Below are 15,217 nucleotides of genomic sequence, written 5' to 3'. Positions count from 1 at the left end.
CGCCGCCGAGGGTGCACGGGACAGGAGACCGAGGATGACCGACTTCACCGAGCCGACGGCGTACGAGCGGAGCTGGCTCGAGGTCGTCCGCGCGTTGGACGAGAACCCGGCGATCGAGGTGTCCTACGAGCACCAGGGGGACGTTCAGCTGGAAGCCACCGACGCCTCCGGGTCGTTCGACGACTTGGAGGACTGGGAGGGCATCAGCCTGGACCGGTCGTTGTGCGAGCTCAACATCCGCTTCGCCGAGCTCGGTCGCCAGTGGCAGACAGCCGGTCCGCACGCGTGGGTGGCGGGCGAGTTCCACCTCACACCGCTCGCGCTGCTCGTCCACGAGGACCCGCCGAGCTTCGAGTCGTCGCTGCACTCCGAGGCCGAGCGCCGGGTGGGCGCGGAGCTCCGGGTCATCGACGAGGGCCCGGTCACCGGCGCCGGTCACTTCGCCGCGATCCGGCTCCAACCCGGGGTGGGGAACCCCGAGGTCTGGTACTCGGACTCGCACAGCCGGCTCTGGAAGATGGACCTCGACTACCCCGGTTACCTCGAAGCGCTGCGCATCACCAAGGGTGCTTACGACTGGCAGCACCTCTTCACCGAAGCGCCGCTGGGAACCGAGGAGTACGACCGCACACCGGACCGGTTGGCGGACATGCTCGAAGCGCTGCCGGAGATCTTCCCCGACCACGACTACGAGCCGCTGAGGGCCCGCCTGGCCGAGCGGCTGCGCTAGCGGTCACCGGAAGGCCGCGCTGTTCACCGGGAAGTCGAAGTACCGGTCCGGGAACGGTTCGCGGGGCAGGTTGAAGTGCCACCACTCGTAGGCGTAGTTCTTCAGGCCGACCGAGGTGAGCACGTCGCGCAGCAGGTTCCGGTTGGCCGCGGCCTCGCCGGTCACGCGCGGGTCGTCGGTGTGCGACCGGCTGTCGAAGCAGTCGTAACCGGTTCCCATGTCGATGCTGTTGTCCGGGAACCGCTGCCCGGCCGGGGCGGTGCACGAGGTCAGCGGCTCGCCAGGCACGTAGGGGCGCTGGGGGCTGACGGGCAGCCGCACGAGCGTCAAATCGACCGAGCTGCCCCGGCTGTGCCCGGACCTCTCGGCGATGTAGCCGTCGGCGAACAGCCGCGACTTGTCCAGGCCCGGGTAGAACTCGTCCTTCATGCGCTGGTCGTCGACGTCCTCCGCCCACGCGACGAAGTGCCCGTCGGCGCGCTGCGGCCGGTAGCAGTCGTAGACCTTGAGGGTGTAGCCCTGGCTCGTGAATCGTTGCTGCGCCGCGCGGAGCGCTTCGGCGAGCGGCTGCGTCACGACGCACATCGGCTCGTCGTAGCCCGGCACCGGATCGCCGGTGAAGTTGTGCGGCGTCGCGTAGCGGATCTCCTCGACGATCGAGGGGTCGACGTCGCGCAGCCGCACGAAACCGGGCGGCGCGTGCTCGACCTCCGGCGTGGGCGTCGGGCTCGGCGCAGGAGAGCTGGGCGCGGGTGGCGGCGGTGCCGGAGCGGGTGGCGGCGGTGCCGGAGCGGGTGGCGCGGTCGTCCCGCACGCCGCCGCTACCAGCGCGAACGCCGCTGCCGAGAGGAGCCGTCGGGTCATCCCGCCACGCTAACCCCGCTCGTCCCACCCGGCGCTGCGAGCGACTCCTAGCCCGCCGGTGGCCTCTTCATCCGGGCCACCCGGCCCAGCCCCGGCCGCAGGACCGGCGCGTTGCTGGCCAGGAAGTCCCACAGCTGGTCGGCGACCGGTCCGTGCGGCCGGTCGCGGCGGCGCGCCGCGGAGAGGTCCTCGACCACGCCGGGGAAGTGCCGCCCGGCGATGGAGAGCAGGCGCCCGTCGCGCAGCTCCTGCTCGATCAGGAACCGCGGCAGGTGCCCCCAGGCCATGCCGTGCAGGATCAGCTCCTTCTTCATGAGGTGGTCCGGCACCGAGCTCCGGGGCGCGCCCTCGACCAGGAAGTGGCCCTGCTCGAACGGGTTCCGCGCCGAATCCCGGACCACGCACTGGGTGAAGGTCTGCATCCGCTGCGGCGTGATGTCGGTGTCCGGCGGGAAGGGCAGGAAACCGGGCGCCACGACGGGCACCAGCGCGACGCGGCCGAGGTCGATCCACTCCATCCGCACGTCGCTCTTGGGGACGCGGTGCACGATGAGGTCGGCCTCGTCCTCCAGCAGCCGCTCCCACGGGCCGGTGATCGTCTCGAACTGCAGGTGCAGCCGTGTCTGCGGGCGTTCCGCGAAGAAGCGGCTGAGCAGCTCCAGCACCGGTGGCAGCGGGCACAGGTCTCCGAACACCACGCGCAGTTCGGCCTCTTCGCCCATCGCCAGCTGCGCGGCGTAGGTCTGCAGCTCCTCGGCCTCGTGCAGCAGGAAGCGCACCTTGCGGTGGAAGGCGCGCCCCGCCTCGGTGAGCTGAACCCGGTAGCCCGAGCGGTCCAGCAGCTCCAGGCCCAGCTGGCGCTCCAGCTTGGAGACCGCTGCGAACACCGAGGGGTGGGAGCGGTGCAGCCGCTCGGCGGCGGCCTGGAACCCGCCGTCGAGCACGACGGCGTTGAAGCACTGCAACTCGTGGAGCGTGAACATTGTCCAAGCAATCTACAAGGACCGTCCGATCTTTGTAATAGCTGTCTGCAGGAGGGCTCCATAGGCTGAGCGCATGACCGCTGAGAACGCTGACATGGGGATCACCACCGGCGACGGCGTCCGCATCGCCTACCGCTTCGACGGGGACCGGGACAAGCCGGTGCTGCTGCTCTCGAACTCCATCGGGACGGACCTCCACATGTGGGACGGCCAGGTGCCCGCGCTCACCGAGCACTTCCGGGTGCTGCGCTACGACGCGCGCGGCCACGGCGCCTCCGACGTCCCGAGCGGCCCGTACTCCCTGGACCGGCTGGGCCGCGACGTGGTGGAGCTGCTGGACGCCCTGGGCCTGCAGCGGGTGCACGTGCTTGGCCTGTCCCTGGGCGGGATCGTCGCGCAGTGGTTGGGGATCCACGTCCCGGAGCGCGTCGACCGCCTGGTGCTCTCCAACACCGCGGCGAACCTCGGCCCTGCCGACCAGTGGGACCAGCCGATCGCCGACCTCCTGGCGGCCCCCGACATGCGGGCCACCGCGGAGAGGTTCCTGAACAACTGGTTCCCGCCCCACATGCTGCAGGACGAGGTCGTCGAGCCCTTCCGCCGCACCCTGCTCGCCACGAAGCGCGAGGGGGTGGCCGGTAGTTGGGCAGCGGTGCGCGACTACGACCTGCGCCGCACGGCCGCGCTCATCGAGGCCCCGACGCTGGTCATCGCGGGCGAGCACGACACCGTCACGTCCGCCGCCCACGGCAAGGAGCTCGCCGAGATCGTCCCCGGCGCGAGCCTCACCATCCTCCCGACGGTCCACATGGCCAACGTCGAAGCCCAACCGGAGTTCCTGGAAGCCGTCCTGACCTTCCTCACCGAGGAGCGCTGAGCGCGGCGCACTTCTCAAGCTGCGCGGCAGAATCAGGTCATGCCCGAAGCGCGGCGATCATCCGTGCACGCGGCTTGCAGGAGCAGCTGGCGGCGACGCGGGCCTGGCCTGAACGCGCCGCTCAGTCCATGTCGGTGACGCACAGCAACAGCAACGTCCGCTCGTCCAGGTCGTAGGCGGCCCACGTGCTGTTGAACAGGCCCGGGAACCACGCGCACCACGGGTCCGGCGTCCTGTACACGTTGATGGCGGCGTACCGGTCGCGGAACAAGGCCGAGTACAGCGCCTGCCCGGCGTCGATGGCGCGGTGGGCGCGTTGCTCCCGCTCTTCCGCGGTCAACGTCAGATCGACGGACGTGTGCATGCCACCGGCGTACAAGCTCCACGCCCACTCCCTGCTGAGCTGCATCGACACGCCCGGGATCCAGCCCCGCCGATAGCGCTCCGCGGCTTCGGGGAGCGGGAACGGCTGCTGGAACTCGGCGGGGAGGGTGCCGCGCACGACGGGGTGGTCGAGCATGCAGTTCAGCTCGGGCAACCGGTTCCGGGTGGCGAACCAGTCGAGCACCGGGTGCGGACCGAACCGGAACCGCGCCAGGTGCGCCCCGCCGTTCGGCCGCTCCTCGCGCAACCAGTCGAGCACGGCGGAGACCTCGTCGCCGTAGGCGGTGCCCGGGCTGACCCGCAACTCGTGGTCCAGCGCCTCGATCTGCTCAGAAGTCGGGACCTGATCGCGGAAGCTCACCGCTCGCAGTGTGCCCGAACCCCCGCCCCGCCCGCTGCGAAACGGGGACGCAGCCAGCGGCCGCCGATGAGAAATACCGGCCTGCCTGGTCTGGACAGGTGGTAACCCGCTACCTGAGGAGCACCACGATGGGCAAGGTCTTCACGCACGTGACGATGTCCCTGGACGGCTACGTGGCCGACCCCGACGACCACTTCGCCGAGCTCTTCGACTGGTACGGCGCCGGTGAGGTGTCCGTGCCGAGCGGCAACGAGGACATCGCGTTCCAGGTCGACGAGGCCAGCGCGGAGGCGCTGCGAGACCTGACCGGCAACGTCGGAGCGCTCGTCGCGGGCCGACGGCTGTTCGACATCGCGCACGGCTGGAACGACGCGCACCCGTGCGGCGCCCCGGTCGTCGTGGTCACCCACAACACCCCGGCCGACGCCGAGCGGTGGCCGAGGACGACCTTCGCGAGCGGAGTCGAGGCGGCGATCGCCGAGGCGCGGAAGATCGCTGGCGGCAAGGACATCACGATCGCCAGCGCCAACATCATCCAGCAGGCCCTCGACCTCGACCTGGTCGACGAGGTCCGCGTCAGCCTCGTACCGGTCCTGTTCGGCGAAGGCGTCCCCCACTTCACCAAGCTCGACCGGGGGCACCTCCTCCTCGAAGACCCCACCGTGATCCAAGGCCGCCGAGCCCTCCACCTCACCTACCCGGTCCGCCGCTGACACCCGGCGGATACCCCTCCGCGGCTCCGGAGCCCGGCACCATGGCGGCATGCTGAGGTAGCCGTGGTTGGTCCAGGAAGCGGCGTGGAGCACGAAACAACCGGGGGTCGCCTGGTTCTCGCTACACCAAGCGAGCGCCTCCAGCACATCGCAGGAGGTCAACGCGTAAGTGCTGCACGTGAGCCCGCGAAGGGGGTTGCGCTCCCCGCCACCGGCCACGATGCAGAAGAAGCGGTCAATGGCCAAGGTGAACGCGACTCGCAGGGCACAGGGCCCGAAGGGGGAGATCCCCGCCGGGACCTGTGCGTGCTGGTCAGCTAAGCGGAAGCGGGGGGATTCGAACCCCCGGTCGCTCTCGCGACGCTCGCTTTCAAGGTCTGCGATCTTCCGTTTTGTGCGGTTCGTTCTGTCCGTATGGGTCGGTCGGAGGCTCTCGCGGACACCGCTGAACGGTCGCGGACGAAGGCGAATGAGACCAGAACTGAGACCGAGAAAGTCGCGCAGCTGAAGTCGGCCCCAGGCAGCGAAGGTCGTCGCACCTGTGGGCTACAGGGAGCCCTGTTCCGGCTGAGCGGACTTGGATTCGAGCTCGCTTACGACGGCCCCCAGGTGCTGGGTCATCGTGTTGAGGTTGGACGTGTTGCTGGCGACGTTCGCCAAGTGCTCATCTACGTTCTCGGTGTTTACGCGCAGGTCGTGCAGGCAGTCTCTGATCTGGAAAAGCTCACCAACTTCGACCAAGCGGAGCGCCTGGTCAAAGGACAGCCCTGAGAACGCAGCCTGCTGCGGTTCGCTGACCTGTATGCCGAATGCTGCGAGTCGCAGCACGATTCCCTCGACGCTGTCAGGATTGCTGCTGCGAATCGCGTCCTCGCTGCTTCCGGTCTCAAGCATGCTTCAGTCCTCGCTGCTCGCCCCGCCCATGCCAGGCCTACTTAGCAGCCACGAACGTACCGCGACCATGCACCACAGTCACCGCGTCAGATTCGACCAACGCCACCACCGCTCGCCGAATGGTTCCGCGAGCGACCCCGTACAACTCGGCAAGCTCAGCCTCGCTCGGCAAGCGGGAGCCCGGCGACAGCTCGCCCGACTCGATGTCGGCCGTGATGTCGTCGGCAACTTGCCGCCATACGGTGGTCGGGCCGTCGTGGTTGATGCGGTCGGACCGGTCATTCCAGGACATGACCCCAGCCTGGATACCCGCTGACCTGTACGGATGAACCTCTACGACTAGAGATGTCTAGAGACGTACATAGTCGTCTACCCTGCTTGGCATGTCCGAGAACGCGCGCCTGGCCGTCGTGCTTCGCGCTGCCCAGTGGGAACTGGACGAAGTTGCTTTCGCGCTGCCCCGCGGCGAGGTCACGCAGGAGCAGCGAGCCCGGCTCGCGCGAAGGCTGGAGGCACTCGTTGACTTGCTGGCGACGCCTATGCCAGGGGAAACAGCTCTAGACGCAGCTTCGGCACCCGACGACACCCGCGCGCCTTAGAAGCGATTTCAAGGCGCTCTCAGATCGCCGTAGCGGCCCTGAGAGGCGCTGGCCCATACCTCGGTATAGGCCAGGCGGGAGGCTCAACAGGCTAAGCGCGCCACGCGAGCTCACCATGGCCGCATGGACGTCGCGGATCGGCCAGCACTCGAGCACCAGCGCCCGGAAGGCGTTGACGACGCGACGGTGGCTGCGGTTGGCAAGCTCACCGAGGCACTGGAAACCATCGAGCGAGCACGTGGGCACCTCTACGAGTTCCACCAGCTGATCGGTTCCGGTGCCGCGGCCCTCTCCGCAGCTGTGGCGGCCCTGAAGGACTGCGGCCAAGGCGAGCTGGCCGACACGATCAAGTGCGAGCTCGTCGGCCGCAACGTCATCGCCGGGCGGTGGACGTTCCAGGTCGTCGAGGAATTCGACGACGGTTACTGGCGCTGCTTCCGCGAACACGAACAGCGAGCCCGCGACCTGCTGCTACAAGGTCGGCGACACGTTTTCGAGGCGGAGATGAAGGAGCGAGAGCGGAGCGTCGACGACAACGGTTTGCCGCTCCCAGGGCACGAGGCGACGCCGGATTGCGCACGGAACGCGAAGGGCCGCCATGGTGCACACCATGGCGGCCCTTCTGGCCGTGATCAGCGGCCCGGGTAGTTCTCCTTCGGGATGAGCTGGCCGACCTCGACCGCTTCGACGGCGGCCCCGTCGACGGGCGCGACCGGCTCTGCCGCGAAGATCCCAGCGGCACGGACCGCGGCTGCGCGCTGCAGGGCGATCCGCCGACCAGCGTTGCCCCACGTCTTCCAGGACTGCGTCTTGTGGGTCTGGTTGGGGTGCTGCCGATAAAGCCAGGTCAGGGCAGGGTCGTTGTAACCGTCGACCACTTCGGACAGCGCCGCGAACATCACCAGGTCGTCATCTGCCGGGGAGGCGGCCCAGCCGCCAAGAGCGCGGAGTGTCGCGGCGCGCATCATCAGCCCGGCGCAGTGAATCGGCCAGTTGCCGCCGTTGTCGGCAGCCCACTCGTTGACGCGGCCAGCCGGAACGACGCCGTGGTCGAGCATGGACGCGAACGAGGCGCGGCTTCCGTCCGGCATCAGGTCGTCAGCCTGCCCGATTGCCCAGTGGATGGCCGGGTTGGCGAACCGCGGAATCAGGGCCGTCAAGGCATCTGGCAGCAGGATGTCGTCGTGGTCAAGGATCTGCACCAGGTCACCGGTTACCCGCGACAGCGCGAGGTTGCGGGTAACCGCGAGGCCCAGCTGTGCTTCGTTGGCCTCGTAGCGGGCGAAGTCGAGCCCGTCGAACTGCGCGGCCAAGGAGGGGGCATCCCCGTCTTCCTGGACGACCCATTCGAGCTCCCAACCGGGGGGGAGCGCTTGGGCCTTGACGCTGTCGATCGTCTCGCCCAAGTAGGTCGCGGTGGGTCCGTACGCTGCCGTAACGATCGAGATCCGGGGCATGAGGTCTCCGTTTCCTGCGCGGTTCGGGGCGGGGGTCACCACAAGGTCAGCGGTGTTGAGAAGTGCAGCTTGGTTCGATCGGCGGGGAAGTCGGCGTCGGAGATCTCGACGGTCCGGCCCTGCGTGTCGATGGAGATTCGACGGACGCGGATCATCGGGATGCCCGGGTCCATGCCCCACTGCTGCGCAGTGACAGTAGTGGGCATCGCCGACGTGACCTCGTCATCGATGCGGGCGAGCTCGATCCCGGCGGCCGCGTAGAGCTGGTGCTGCGTGCCGCCGGGGTGAGGCTTGGTCGATTCGAAGATCTCCGGCGCGGCGCTGACCAGGTCGTACGGGATGTACGAGACGCTCCACGCTTCGAGGTGACCTGATTTCGGGTCGGCCAGTTCGAACACGCGGCGAAGCACGTCGGCACCCGGCTCGATGCCGAAGCCTTCCGCGAGGTCGGCGTCAGCGCTGATGACCTCGTGGGTGGCCGTGAACTTCAGGTCGTCGAGCGGCACCCCGAGGTCGTTCTCAGCAACGCCGTTCTGCCCCCGCTCGTCCTCGCCCGCCAGAACGAGGTCCTTCTCGACCTGGTGGCGGTTCGAAGACCGGACAACCTGGCGGGGCTGGGTGCGCACGACCGGTGCTTTCCCGCGGCCTCCGGTGATCAGCCCCTGCTGCTTGAGCAGGGAAATTGCCGACCGCGCAGAGTTGAGGGAGCACCCCCACTGGGCGGCCAGCTCGTGCAACGTCGGTAGCGGGTCGCCTGGTGTCAGCTCGCCCCGCTCAATCTGCATTCGGATGTCGTCCGCAATGCGCAGCTGCATCGGCGCTGCGACGGCGGTCGGTCGAGGTTCCATGCGTCGCATAGTACGCCGGTTTGAAGGTTTGCAGGCAAACCCCCTTGCGCTTGGTTCGCGGCCGGGTTAACGTGCTCAACATCGAAAGTTTGAGGTCAAACCCTCAAACCTGCAGACCCGCGAAGTTGGGAGCGTCATGAGGTACGGATCGGTCCCCCGCTCGATCGCCAAGTGGCTGGACGAGGCCCCGGTCGAGTCGTACAACGCGCCGGATGGGCTGAACGAGACCGCGATCAACATCCTGATCAGCGAGGCCTACTCCGAGTTCGACGAGGCGGCCCTGCGCCAGCCGTCGTCGCTGGCCACCGACATCGCCGAGAAGCGCCGCAACCGGCGCACCGAGCGGCGGGTTCTCCGCGCCCTGCCGCCCGCGAAGACCTCCTACATCTCGTTCCCGGCGACCGATGGCGAGGCCGCGTGATGGCACGTCAGCCCGTTCTCGCGCACCCCGGCAAGGGGTCGTTCAAGGCGTTCCTGATGGTCGCCGCCCTGATCTTCATCGTCGTGCGTTGGCCCAGCGAGTCCGCGTCCTTCATCCGCGCCGGAGCGGGCAAGGCCATCGAGTTCATGACCGTCCTTTCCGGAGGCGCGGCGTGATGGGGTCGGACGAGAAGGTGCTGCGGTACGCCGAGGTTCTGTGTGCTGATTGCACTGCCTCGATCCTCAGCGAGGGGTGGGGCAAGCGGTTCGAGCACCTGGTGAACGCCGACTTCAGCCGTTGTGGCGGGTGTCTTGCACGGATTCACGCCGCGGTTGAGCAGTACGGCACGCCGAAGCTGGTTCTTGAGCAGCCGCTGAAGTGGATGCCGGAGAAGGACCGGCGGGAGTACTTCGCGGTGCACGAGGCCGCGCACGCCGTCGTCGGCACCGACGCGGGTTTCGTCCTGGATGAGGTGTTGCTGGGGCATCAAGACACCAGCGTCCACGGCACGTCGTTGTCGTCCGGTGGCATGACCCGCTGGGACATGGAGGGGAAGCGCGTCGCCACCGACGACTACCACGCCTACATCGTCGCGGGAATGCGCGCCAACCTGCGGTGGCTGGCAGAGCGGGGGTGGGACACCCACGCCAACCGCATCGACGTCGCCTACGGCGGTTTCGGGGACGTGATCAACCTCGAAAACGACCGCGGCAGGCGCGTGTCGATGCGGGAGGCGATGGACAGCGCCAACCGCACTGCCGACGCCCGGATCGCCCAGCGCTGGCCCCACATCACCGCCGTTGCCCAGCAGCTGCTCACCCGCAGCCGACTCAACGGCACCGAAGTCCGGCGCATCGTCACCGCCACCCAGGCCTCGCGTCCGACGGCACCCAGCACCCCAACCACCACCACGCACACGGGAGGTTCTGCCATGGCCGGTATCGAGGAGATCCAGGCCGCGCTCGCCAACACCAAGACCAAGACCGAGCAGATCTACGCCGCGCTGGCCCAGGTCCAGCAGTGGGCTGGCGAGATCGCCGGGCACCTCTACACCACGCTCGGCCAGTCCCAGCAGTCCGAGGTGCTGCAGGCCATCGCCGCGTTCCGGGACCTGTCCGAGGAAGGGCAGCGTGTCAGCGAGCTGCACCAGTTGGTTTACGCGGCGGTCTCGGAGATCGAGCAGTACGGCAACCGGCTCTGACCGACTGGCCACTGTGGAGGTCTTGGCGATGAGCAGGCGCAAGCTGGAGCTGGTCGAGCTGCCCGACGGCCGCCGTGAGTTCGGCTGGATCGCGAACGGGCTGCCGACCTTCCCGTTCGGCCTGGCCCCGAAGGGGCTGGCGACCCGCCGCCAGCTGCGGGCCGCGGGGCTGTGCCCGGGCGGGCACGGCATCGTCGCCCAGCTCGTCTGGCGCCGCGGCAAGGCGTGGGCCGGGCTTTACGACGTGAACCAGGCCAAGCCGAAGCGGGTCCCGACGCTGGCGCAGCGCCGGGCCCTGGCCGCGGCGATGGCTGCCCGCCGCCGCTGCACCCGATGCGGGAGCGACGCCGGGTACTGCCTGCCCCGCCCGCGAATCTGCTGGAACTGCACCACCACCGCGGCGCAAGCCGCCTGAGGAGGAAGGACACCGAGATGGGTTGGAACAGCAAGAAGCAGGCCGTCGACGAGTACAAGACCGCGCAGGCCGAGCTGGAGAAGGTCAGCCGCCGCGACCGCACGGAGACCGACGAGTACCTGGCCGCCAACGACCGCGTCGCCCGGGCCGCCGAGAACGTGCCGTGGTGGCGGCGCTGAGTCCGGCTGGAGACGTCATGGGCAATGAGTTGGTGGGGCCGGTCATCGAGGGCGAGGTCCTCGACGCGACGGCCGCGTGCCCGGAGTGCCAGGACCAGGGCGGGTGCCCGTGCTGCGGCTGCGACACCTGCGGCCTGCTGGGCGAGGACTGAGACAGGGGAGGCGGAGACATGGCCAGCGACGACATGTGGCACGAGACGAAGAAGACGTCCCTGTGGAGCGGGACGGTCATCTTCTGGTGCGGCCTGAAGGCCGAAACCCGCAAGACCCTGTCCGAGTACTGGTACCTCGGGGCGGCCTCGCCGAAGTGCCCGGCCTGCCAGGCCGCGAAGAAGGCCGCGGGGAAGTAGTCGCGCCCCGGCCCAGCAGCACATTCCGCCAAGAACACCTGCTGGGCCGGGTCTCCCAACCACCTTTCGACCGCTAGGAGATCCCTGATGTTACGGAAGCACCCGTACGCCGTCGCCGTGTGTGACAGCTGCGGGACCACGGCCAGCGATGCGGCGGGCGTGATCGTGCACTTTTTCGACGAGGGGGACGCGCTGGAAGCGGTCACCTCCGAGGGCGGCCCGGACGGGGCCGGTGCGTGGGAGGTGCTGCCCACGCTGGAGCTGTACTGCTCCGCCTGCCATCCCCGCCTGATCTGCGCCTACGTGGGACATCGCTGGGGCGAGGAACACCAGTGCATGTGCGTAGACGGCTACCTCTCCGGCGGCTGTGGGGAGCGCGCGAAGGTCTGCCGCCGCTGCCGCGAGGTGCGTACCACCCACCAGCACGACCAGTACGACGGAGGTACGCGATGAAAACCGCGCTGCTCGGGGCCGGGTTCCGGCTGGTCGAGTTCCTGGCCTTGGTGGTCCTGCCGCTGACGTTGTTCACGCTGATTGTGGTTGGTCGGTTCGCGGTGACCACCGTCCTGCCCGCGGTGGTGCTGGTGCTGCTGGCAGTGGTGTCCGGGGCAGCCCGCACGGCCGGGCTGGTGCTCTTCGGCGCGGTCGTGGTGCTGCGCCGGGTGTGGGCCGGTGCCGATCGTCTCGGCGAGATCGCCCCAGCCCCGCGGCTGCGTCTGGGGGTGAGCGGCCGATGACGACCGCGAAGAGTGCGTACCCGGTGCCGGTGGAGGAACTGCTGCCCCGTGCCCGCCAGCTCGCCGCCGACCTCGGCCGGGTGCCGGGCCGCAACAAGCTCATGAACGAGCTGCGGATCGGCGCGACGAAGGCCCGCGCGATCCTCGACCAGCTCAACGCCGAACGGCAGGAGTCCGCGCCCGACTCGCCGACCCGGCTGCACCTGGTCACCGAGTCCATCCCCGCCCAGGTGGGTACGGAGTCCGAGACCACCCGCGACGAACCCGGGGATGGTCACCCCGGCGACACCACCTCTGGCGCGGGTGCCGAGGCGGTGGCCGGTCCCGATGTGGCCGAGTCGGCACCGGAGCCGAGCCCGGCTGCGGCCGCTGAGACCCCGCAGACACGCAAGGCGGAGTCCGAGCCGGTCACGGCGGTTTCGGACCCGGCTGAGCCCACCCGCGCAAGCCGGTTGGGTAAGCCGCTGTCGGCGTGGCCGGTGCTGCTGCTGTCGCTGCCCGCGTTCGTGGCGATCTGGTCCGGCTGGGTAGGCCTGGGTGGGCTTACCGGTTTCGGGATCGTGCACCCGCTGCCCGGGATCGCCGACGGGTTCGCCCTCAACACCGCGATCACCCTGCCGATCGGGATGGAGACCTACGCAGCCTACGCCCTGAGGGTGTGGATGTCCGGGCAGGTCCCGGCCCGAGCTCGGCGGTTCGCCAAGTGGTCCGCTCTCGGGTCTCTGCTGCTGGGGGCCCTGGGGCAGATCGCTTACCACTTGATGAAGGCCGCTGGCATGGACGCCGCGCCGTGGCCGATCACCGCGCTGGTCGCCTGCCTGCCCGTTGCAGTGCTGGGCATGGGGGCCGCGCTTGCTCACCTGATCAAGGACGACCGCTTGGAGGTGGCGCGATGACCGAGCGCACCGATGACCAGCGCCCCAGCGAGCAGAGCGCCGAGACCGTGACCAGCGAGGAAGCGCGGGTGTTGCACTTCCCCTCCCAGCGCCTCGACGGAACCGACGCCGAGTCCGGCGAGGTTCTCGAAGGCGAGCTGGTGGAGCCGACGCAGGTCGACCAGCCGGAGAAGCGGCAGCCGGGTACCGAGCTGGTGCGCTCCGAGAAGCGGCAGCCGATCCTGCCCGCGTGGGCGAAGAGCACCCAGGAGTTCCGCGACACCGCACGGTGGGCACTGGGCTACGCCGGGCACACCATCGCGTTCCACGCGGTGCGCTGCCCGGTCTACATCGCTCGGGTCCTTGCCCGGGTTCCGCAGGGCTCGCTGCGCCTGATCGGCGGGCTGGTGGCGTGGCTGACCGACGCGGAAGGGCGTCCGGTCCGCGGTGCGTCGGCCCGCCGCGAGGACGCCAGCGAGTACCTGAAGCTGTCGATTCAGCGTGACCACCGGGTCCGCACCCGCGCCGTGATGGCAATCGGGCTCGGGGCAGCCGGAATCACTGCGTTCCTGGTTGGCCGGGCCATGCTGCCCGAGATCGTGCAGTGGTCGATCGTTGCCGGTGCCGTCGGCGCGTTGGGCTGGTTGGGAGCTCCCGCGGACAAGCCGATCGCCAGCCGGGCGGTTGAGGCCACCAAGGTGCCCAAGCTGACCAGCGACGCGGTGACTCGTGCCCTGTCCTCGCTGGGGATCTCGCAGATCAACCAGGCTGTAGGCAAGGGCGGGGAAGGGATCGGGTTCCCCAAGCCGATCAGCCGGGACGGCAAGGGCTGGCGGGCTGACGTTGATCTGCCGTACGGGGTGACGGCCGGGGACATCATGGACCGCCGCGAGAAGCTCGCGTCCGGCCTGCGCCGCCCGCTGGGGTGTGTGTGGCCGGAGGCCGACAACTCCGAGCACGCCGGTCGGATGGTGCTGTGGGTCGGTGACCAGGACATGCGCAAGGCGAAGCAGCCCGCATGGGCCCTGCGCAGCGGCAAGCAGGTCGACCTGTTCCAGCCCCAGCCCTTCGGCACCGACCAGCGCGGCCGGTGGGTCGACCTGCGGCTGATGTTCACCAGCGTCGCCATCGGCGCGATCCCGCGCATGGGCAAGACCTTCGCGCTGCGTGAGCTGCTGCTCATCGCCGCCCTGGACCCGCGCGCCGAGCTGCACACCTACGACCTCAAGGGCACCGGCGACCTCGACCCGCTGGAGAAGGTCACCCACGTCCACGGGGTCGGCGACGACGAGGACGAGATCGAAAAGGGCGTGGCTGACCTGCGCGGACTCCGCGAGGAGCTGCGCCGCCGGGCCAAGCTCATCCGGGACCTGGCCAAGCAGGGCATGGCCCCGGAGAACAAGGTCACCCCGGACCTGGCCAGCAAGAAGTCCCTGAAGCTGCACCCGATCGTCATCGGCGTGGACGAATGCCAGGTGTGGTTCGAGCACGAGGAGTACGGCGAGGAGCTGGCCGGGATCTGCACTGACCTGGTCAAGCGCGGTCCGGCGCTAGGGATCATCCTGATCCTGGCCACCCAGCGCCCGGACGCCAAGAGCCTGCCGACCGGCATCTCGGCGAACGTCTCCACCCGGTTCTGCCTGAAGGTGCAGGGCCAGACCGAAAACGACATGGTGCTGGGCACCTCGAAGTACAAGCAGGGCGTGCGGGCAACCACGTTCGCGTGGGCGGACAAGGGCATCGGCTACCTGGTCGGTGAGGGCTCCGACGCGCAGATCGTGCGCACCGTCGCCGGGCTCGACGGCCCGGCCTCGGAGAAGGTCGCCGCCTACGCCCGTGCCCTGCGTGAGAAGGCGGGGACCCTCTCCGGGCACGCCATCGGCGAAGCCCTGCAAGTCGAGGAGAGCACGCGCCGGGACACGCTGCTGGAGGACATCCTGGCCGTGGTGCCCGAGACCGAGAAGAAGGTCTGGAACGAGCGCGTCATCGCCCGGCTCTACGAGCTCCGCCCCGATGTCTACGAGACGTACCGGGAAGCCGCCGACCTGACTGCCGCGCTCAAGCGGCACGGCATCCGCACCGGGCAGGTCTGGGGAACCACCGACGACGGCAAGGGCGCGAACCGGATCGGCATCGTCCGCGCCGACATCGCCAAGACTGTCACGGAGCGTGACAGTGAGCGGGAAGCGAGCTAGCCCACGAACGGCCTCTAGGCCTAGACCCCAGCCCCTCTAGGTCTAGAGGCCCAGCTAGACACCCATCCCTTTTCCCACCAGCGCCCTAGTTCCTAGAGGCGTCTGGCTCAACACGTCCAAAAACAGTGGAAGGA

22 protein-coding genes are annotated in these 15,217 nt (G+C 69.0%); 15 read left to right on the top strand and 7 right to left on the bottom strand.

Annotated features, from left to right (window positions below):
- Positions 1–34 precede the first annotated feature (34 nt).
- Positions 35–730, top strand: coding sequence for a hypothetical protein (locus F1721_RS06995; protein WP_150065736.1), 696 nt, complete (start codon positions 35–37; stop codon positions 728–730).
- A 3-nt stretch (positions 731–733) separates the two neighbouring features.
- Here the strand turns inward: F1721_RS06995 and F1721_RS06990 are convergent, their stop codons facing one another.
- Complete coding sequence (locus F1721_RS06990; RefSeq protein ID WP_150065735.1) at positions 734–1,594, bottom strand: M15 family metallopeptidase; 861 nt, start codon at positions 1,592–1,594, stop codon at positions 734–736.
- 47 nt (positions 1,595–1,641) lie between these two features.
- On the bottom strand, positions 1,642–2,577 hold the full coding sequence (locus F1721_RS06985) for a LysR family transcriptional regulator (protein ID WP_150065734.1): 936 nt from the start codon (positions 2,575–2,577) through the stop codon (positions 1,642–1,644).
- A 73-nt stretch (positions 2,578–2,650) separates the two neighbouring features.
- On the opposite strand from F1721_RS06985, the gene pcaD reads away from it, so the two are divergent.
- Entirely contained in the window at positions 2,651–3,454 is an 804-nt protein-coding gene (pcaD, locus tag F1721_RS06980; protein WP_211840360.1) for a 3-oxoadipate enol-lactonase, read from the top strand.
- A 121-nt stretch (positions 3,455–3,575) separates the two neighbouring features.
- On the opposite strand, the gene F1721_RS06975 is transcribed toward pcaD, so the two are convergent.
- The gene (locus F1721_RS06975) at positions 3,576–4,199 is read right to left on the bottom strand and encodes a hypothetical protein (RefSeq protein ID WP_150065733.1); all 624 of its coding nucleotides are present in this window, start codon (positions 4,197–4,199) and stop codon (positions 3,576–3,578) included.
- A gap of 128 nt (positions 4,200–4,327) precedes the next feature.
- Between F1721_RS06975 and F1721_RS06970 the strand changes: the two genes are divergently transcribed.
- Positions 4,328–4,912 carry a dihydrofolate reductase family protein gene (locus F1721_RS06970; protein WP_150065732.1) on the top strand — a complete coding sequence of 195 codons (585 nt, stop codon included), beginning with the start codon at positions 4,328–4,330 and terminating at the stop codon, positions 4,910–4,912.
- 546 nt (positions 4,913–5,458) lie between these two features.
- On the opposite strand, the gene F1721_RS06965 is transcribed toward F1721_RS06970, so the two are convergent.
- Positions 5,459–5,806, bottom strand: coding sequence for a hypothetical protein (locus F1721_RS06965; protein ID WP_150065731.1), 348 nt, complete (start codon positions 5,804–5,806; stop codon positions 5,459–5,461).
- A gap of 37 nt (positions 5,807–5,843) precedes the next feature.
- Positions 5,844–6,098 (bottom strand): GntR family transcriptional regulator, encoded by a 255-nt coding sequence (locus F1721_RS06960; RefSeq protein ID WP_150065730.1) that lies wholly within the window; start codon positions 6,096–6,098, stop codon positions 5,844–5,846.
- A 430-nt stretch (positions 6,099–6,528) separates the two neighbouring features.
- Between F1721_RS06960 and F1721_RS06955 the strand changes: the two genes are divergently transcribed.
- Positions 6,529–7,053, top strand: coding sequence for a hypothetical protein (locus F1721_RS06955; RefSeq protein WP_246154391.1), 525 nt, complete (start codon positions 6,529–6,531; stop codon positions 7,051–7,053).
- Here the strand turns inward: F1721_RS06955 and F1721_RS06950 are convergent.
- Both F1721_RS06950 and F1721_RS06945 read right to left on the bottom strand, forming a co-directional pair.
- Positions 7,038–7,862: a glycosyltransferase family 2 protein gene (locus F1721_RS06950; protein ID WP_150065729.1), complete on the bottom strand. Its 825-nt coding sequence runs from the start codon at positions 7,860–7,862 to the stop codon at positions 7,038–7,040. The genes F1721_RS06955 and F1721_RS06950 overlap by 16 nt on opposite strands.
- Before the next feature lie 35 nt (positions 7,863–7,897).
- Complete coding sequence (locus tag F1721_RS06945; RefSeq protein ID WP_246154386.1) at positions 7,898–8,677, bottom strand: GntR family transcriptional regulator; 780 nt, start codon at positions 8,675–8,677, stop codon at positions 7,898–7,900.
- A gap of 169 nt (positions 8,678–8,846) precedes the next feature.
- Between F1721_RS06945 and F1721_RS06940 the strand changes: the two genes are divergently transcribed.
- The 11 genes from F1721_RS06940 (at position 8,847) to F1721_RS06905 (ending at position 15,083) form a co-directional block, all read left to right on the top strand.
- Positions 8,847–9,131: a hypothetical protein gene (locus F1721_RS06940; RefSeq protein WP_150065728.1), complete on the top strand. Its 285-nt coding sequence runs from the start codon at positions 8,847–8,849 to the stop codon at positions 9,129–9,131.
- Positions 9,131–9,307 carry a hypothetical protein gene (locus tag F1721_RS34340; RefSeq protein WP_170301386.1) on the top strand — a complete coding sequence of 59 codons (177 nt, stop codon included), beginning with the start codon at positions 9,131–9,133 and terminating at the stop codon, positions 9,305–9,307. The genes F1721_RS06940 and F1721_RS34340 overlap by 1 nt, the downstream gene beginning before the upstream one ends.
- A 17-nt stretch (positions 9,308–9,324) precedes the next feature.
- Positions 9,325–10,332, top strand: a complete 1,008-nt coding sequence (locus F1721_RS06935; protein ID WP_150065727.1) for a hypothetical protein — start codon at positions 9,325–9,327, stop codon at positions 10,330–10,332.
- 28 nt (positions 10,333–10,360) lie between these two features.
- A complete protein-coding gene (locus tag F1721_RS06930) occupies positions 10,361–10,747 on the top strand; it encodes an RRQRL motif-containing zinc-binding protein (RefSeq protein ID WP_211840358.1) in 387 nt (128 codons plus the stop codon).
- 17 nt (positions 10,748–10,764) lie between these two features.
- The gene (locus tag F1721_RS34335; protein WP_170301385.1) at positions 10,765–10,926 is read left to right on the top strand and encodes a hypothetical protein; all 162 of its coding nucleotides are present in this window, start codon (positions 10,765–10,767) and stop codon (positions 10,924–10,926) included.
- 17 nt (positions 10,927–10,943) lie between these two features.
- Entirely contained in the window at positions 10,944–11,078 is a 135-nt protein-coding gene (locus F1721_RS35290) for a hypothetical protein (protein ID WP_281288743.1), read from the top strand.
- Positions 11,079–11,096: 18 nt separating this feature from the next.
- Entirely contained in the window at positions 11,097–11,276 is a 180-nt protein-coding gene (locus F1721_RS06925) for a hypothetical protein (protein ID WP_150065726.1), read from the top strand.
- Between the two features lie 87 nt (positions 11,277–11,363).
- Complete coding sequence (locus tag F1721_RS06920; protein WP_150065725.1) at positions 11,364–11,729, top strand: hypothetical protein; 366 nt, start codon at positions 11,364–11,366, stop codon at positions 11,727–11,729.
- Entirely contained in the window at positions 11,726–12,013 is a 288-nt protein-coding gene (locus F1721_RS06915; RefSeq protein WP_150065724.1) for a hypothetical protein, read from the top strand. The genes F1721_RS06920 and F1721_RS06915 overlap by 4 nt, the downstream gene beginning before the upstream one ends.
- Complete coding sequence (locus F1721_RS06910; RefSeq protein WP_150065723.1) at positions 12,010–12,909, top strand: ABC transporter permease; 900 nt, start codon at positions 12,010–12,012, stop codon at positions 12,907–12,909. Before F1721_RS06915 ends, F1721_RS06910 begins: the two co-directional genes overlap by 4 nt.
- A complete protein-coding gene (locus F1721_RS06905) occupies positions 12,906–15,083 on the top strand; it encodes an FtsK/SpoIIIE domain-containing protein (RefSeq protein WP_150065722.1) in 2,178 nt (725 codons plus the stop codon). Before F1721_RS06910 ends, F1721_RS06905 begins: the two co-directional genes overlap by 4 nt.
- The last annotated feature ends 134 nt before the right edge of the window (positions 15,084–15,217 follow it).

It is taken from the genome of Saccharopolyspora hirsuta, from assembly GCF_008630535.1.
In the GTDB taxonomy this organism is placed as follows: domain Bacteria; phylum Actinomycetota; class Actinomycetes; order Mycobacteriales; family Pseudonocardiaceae; genus Saccharopolyspora; species Saccharopolyspora hirsuta.
This window is presented reverse-complemented; position numbering and strand designations above follow the sequence as displayed.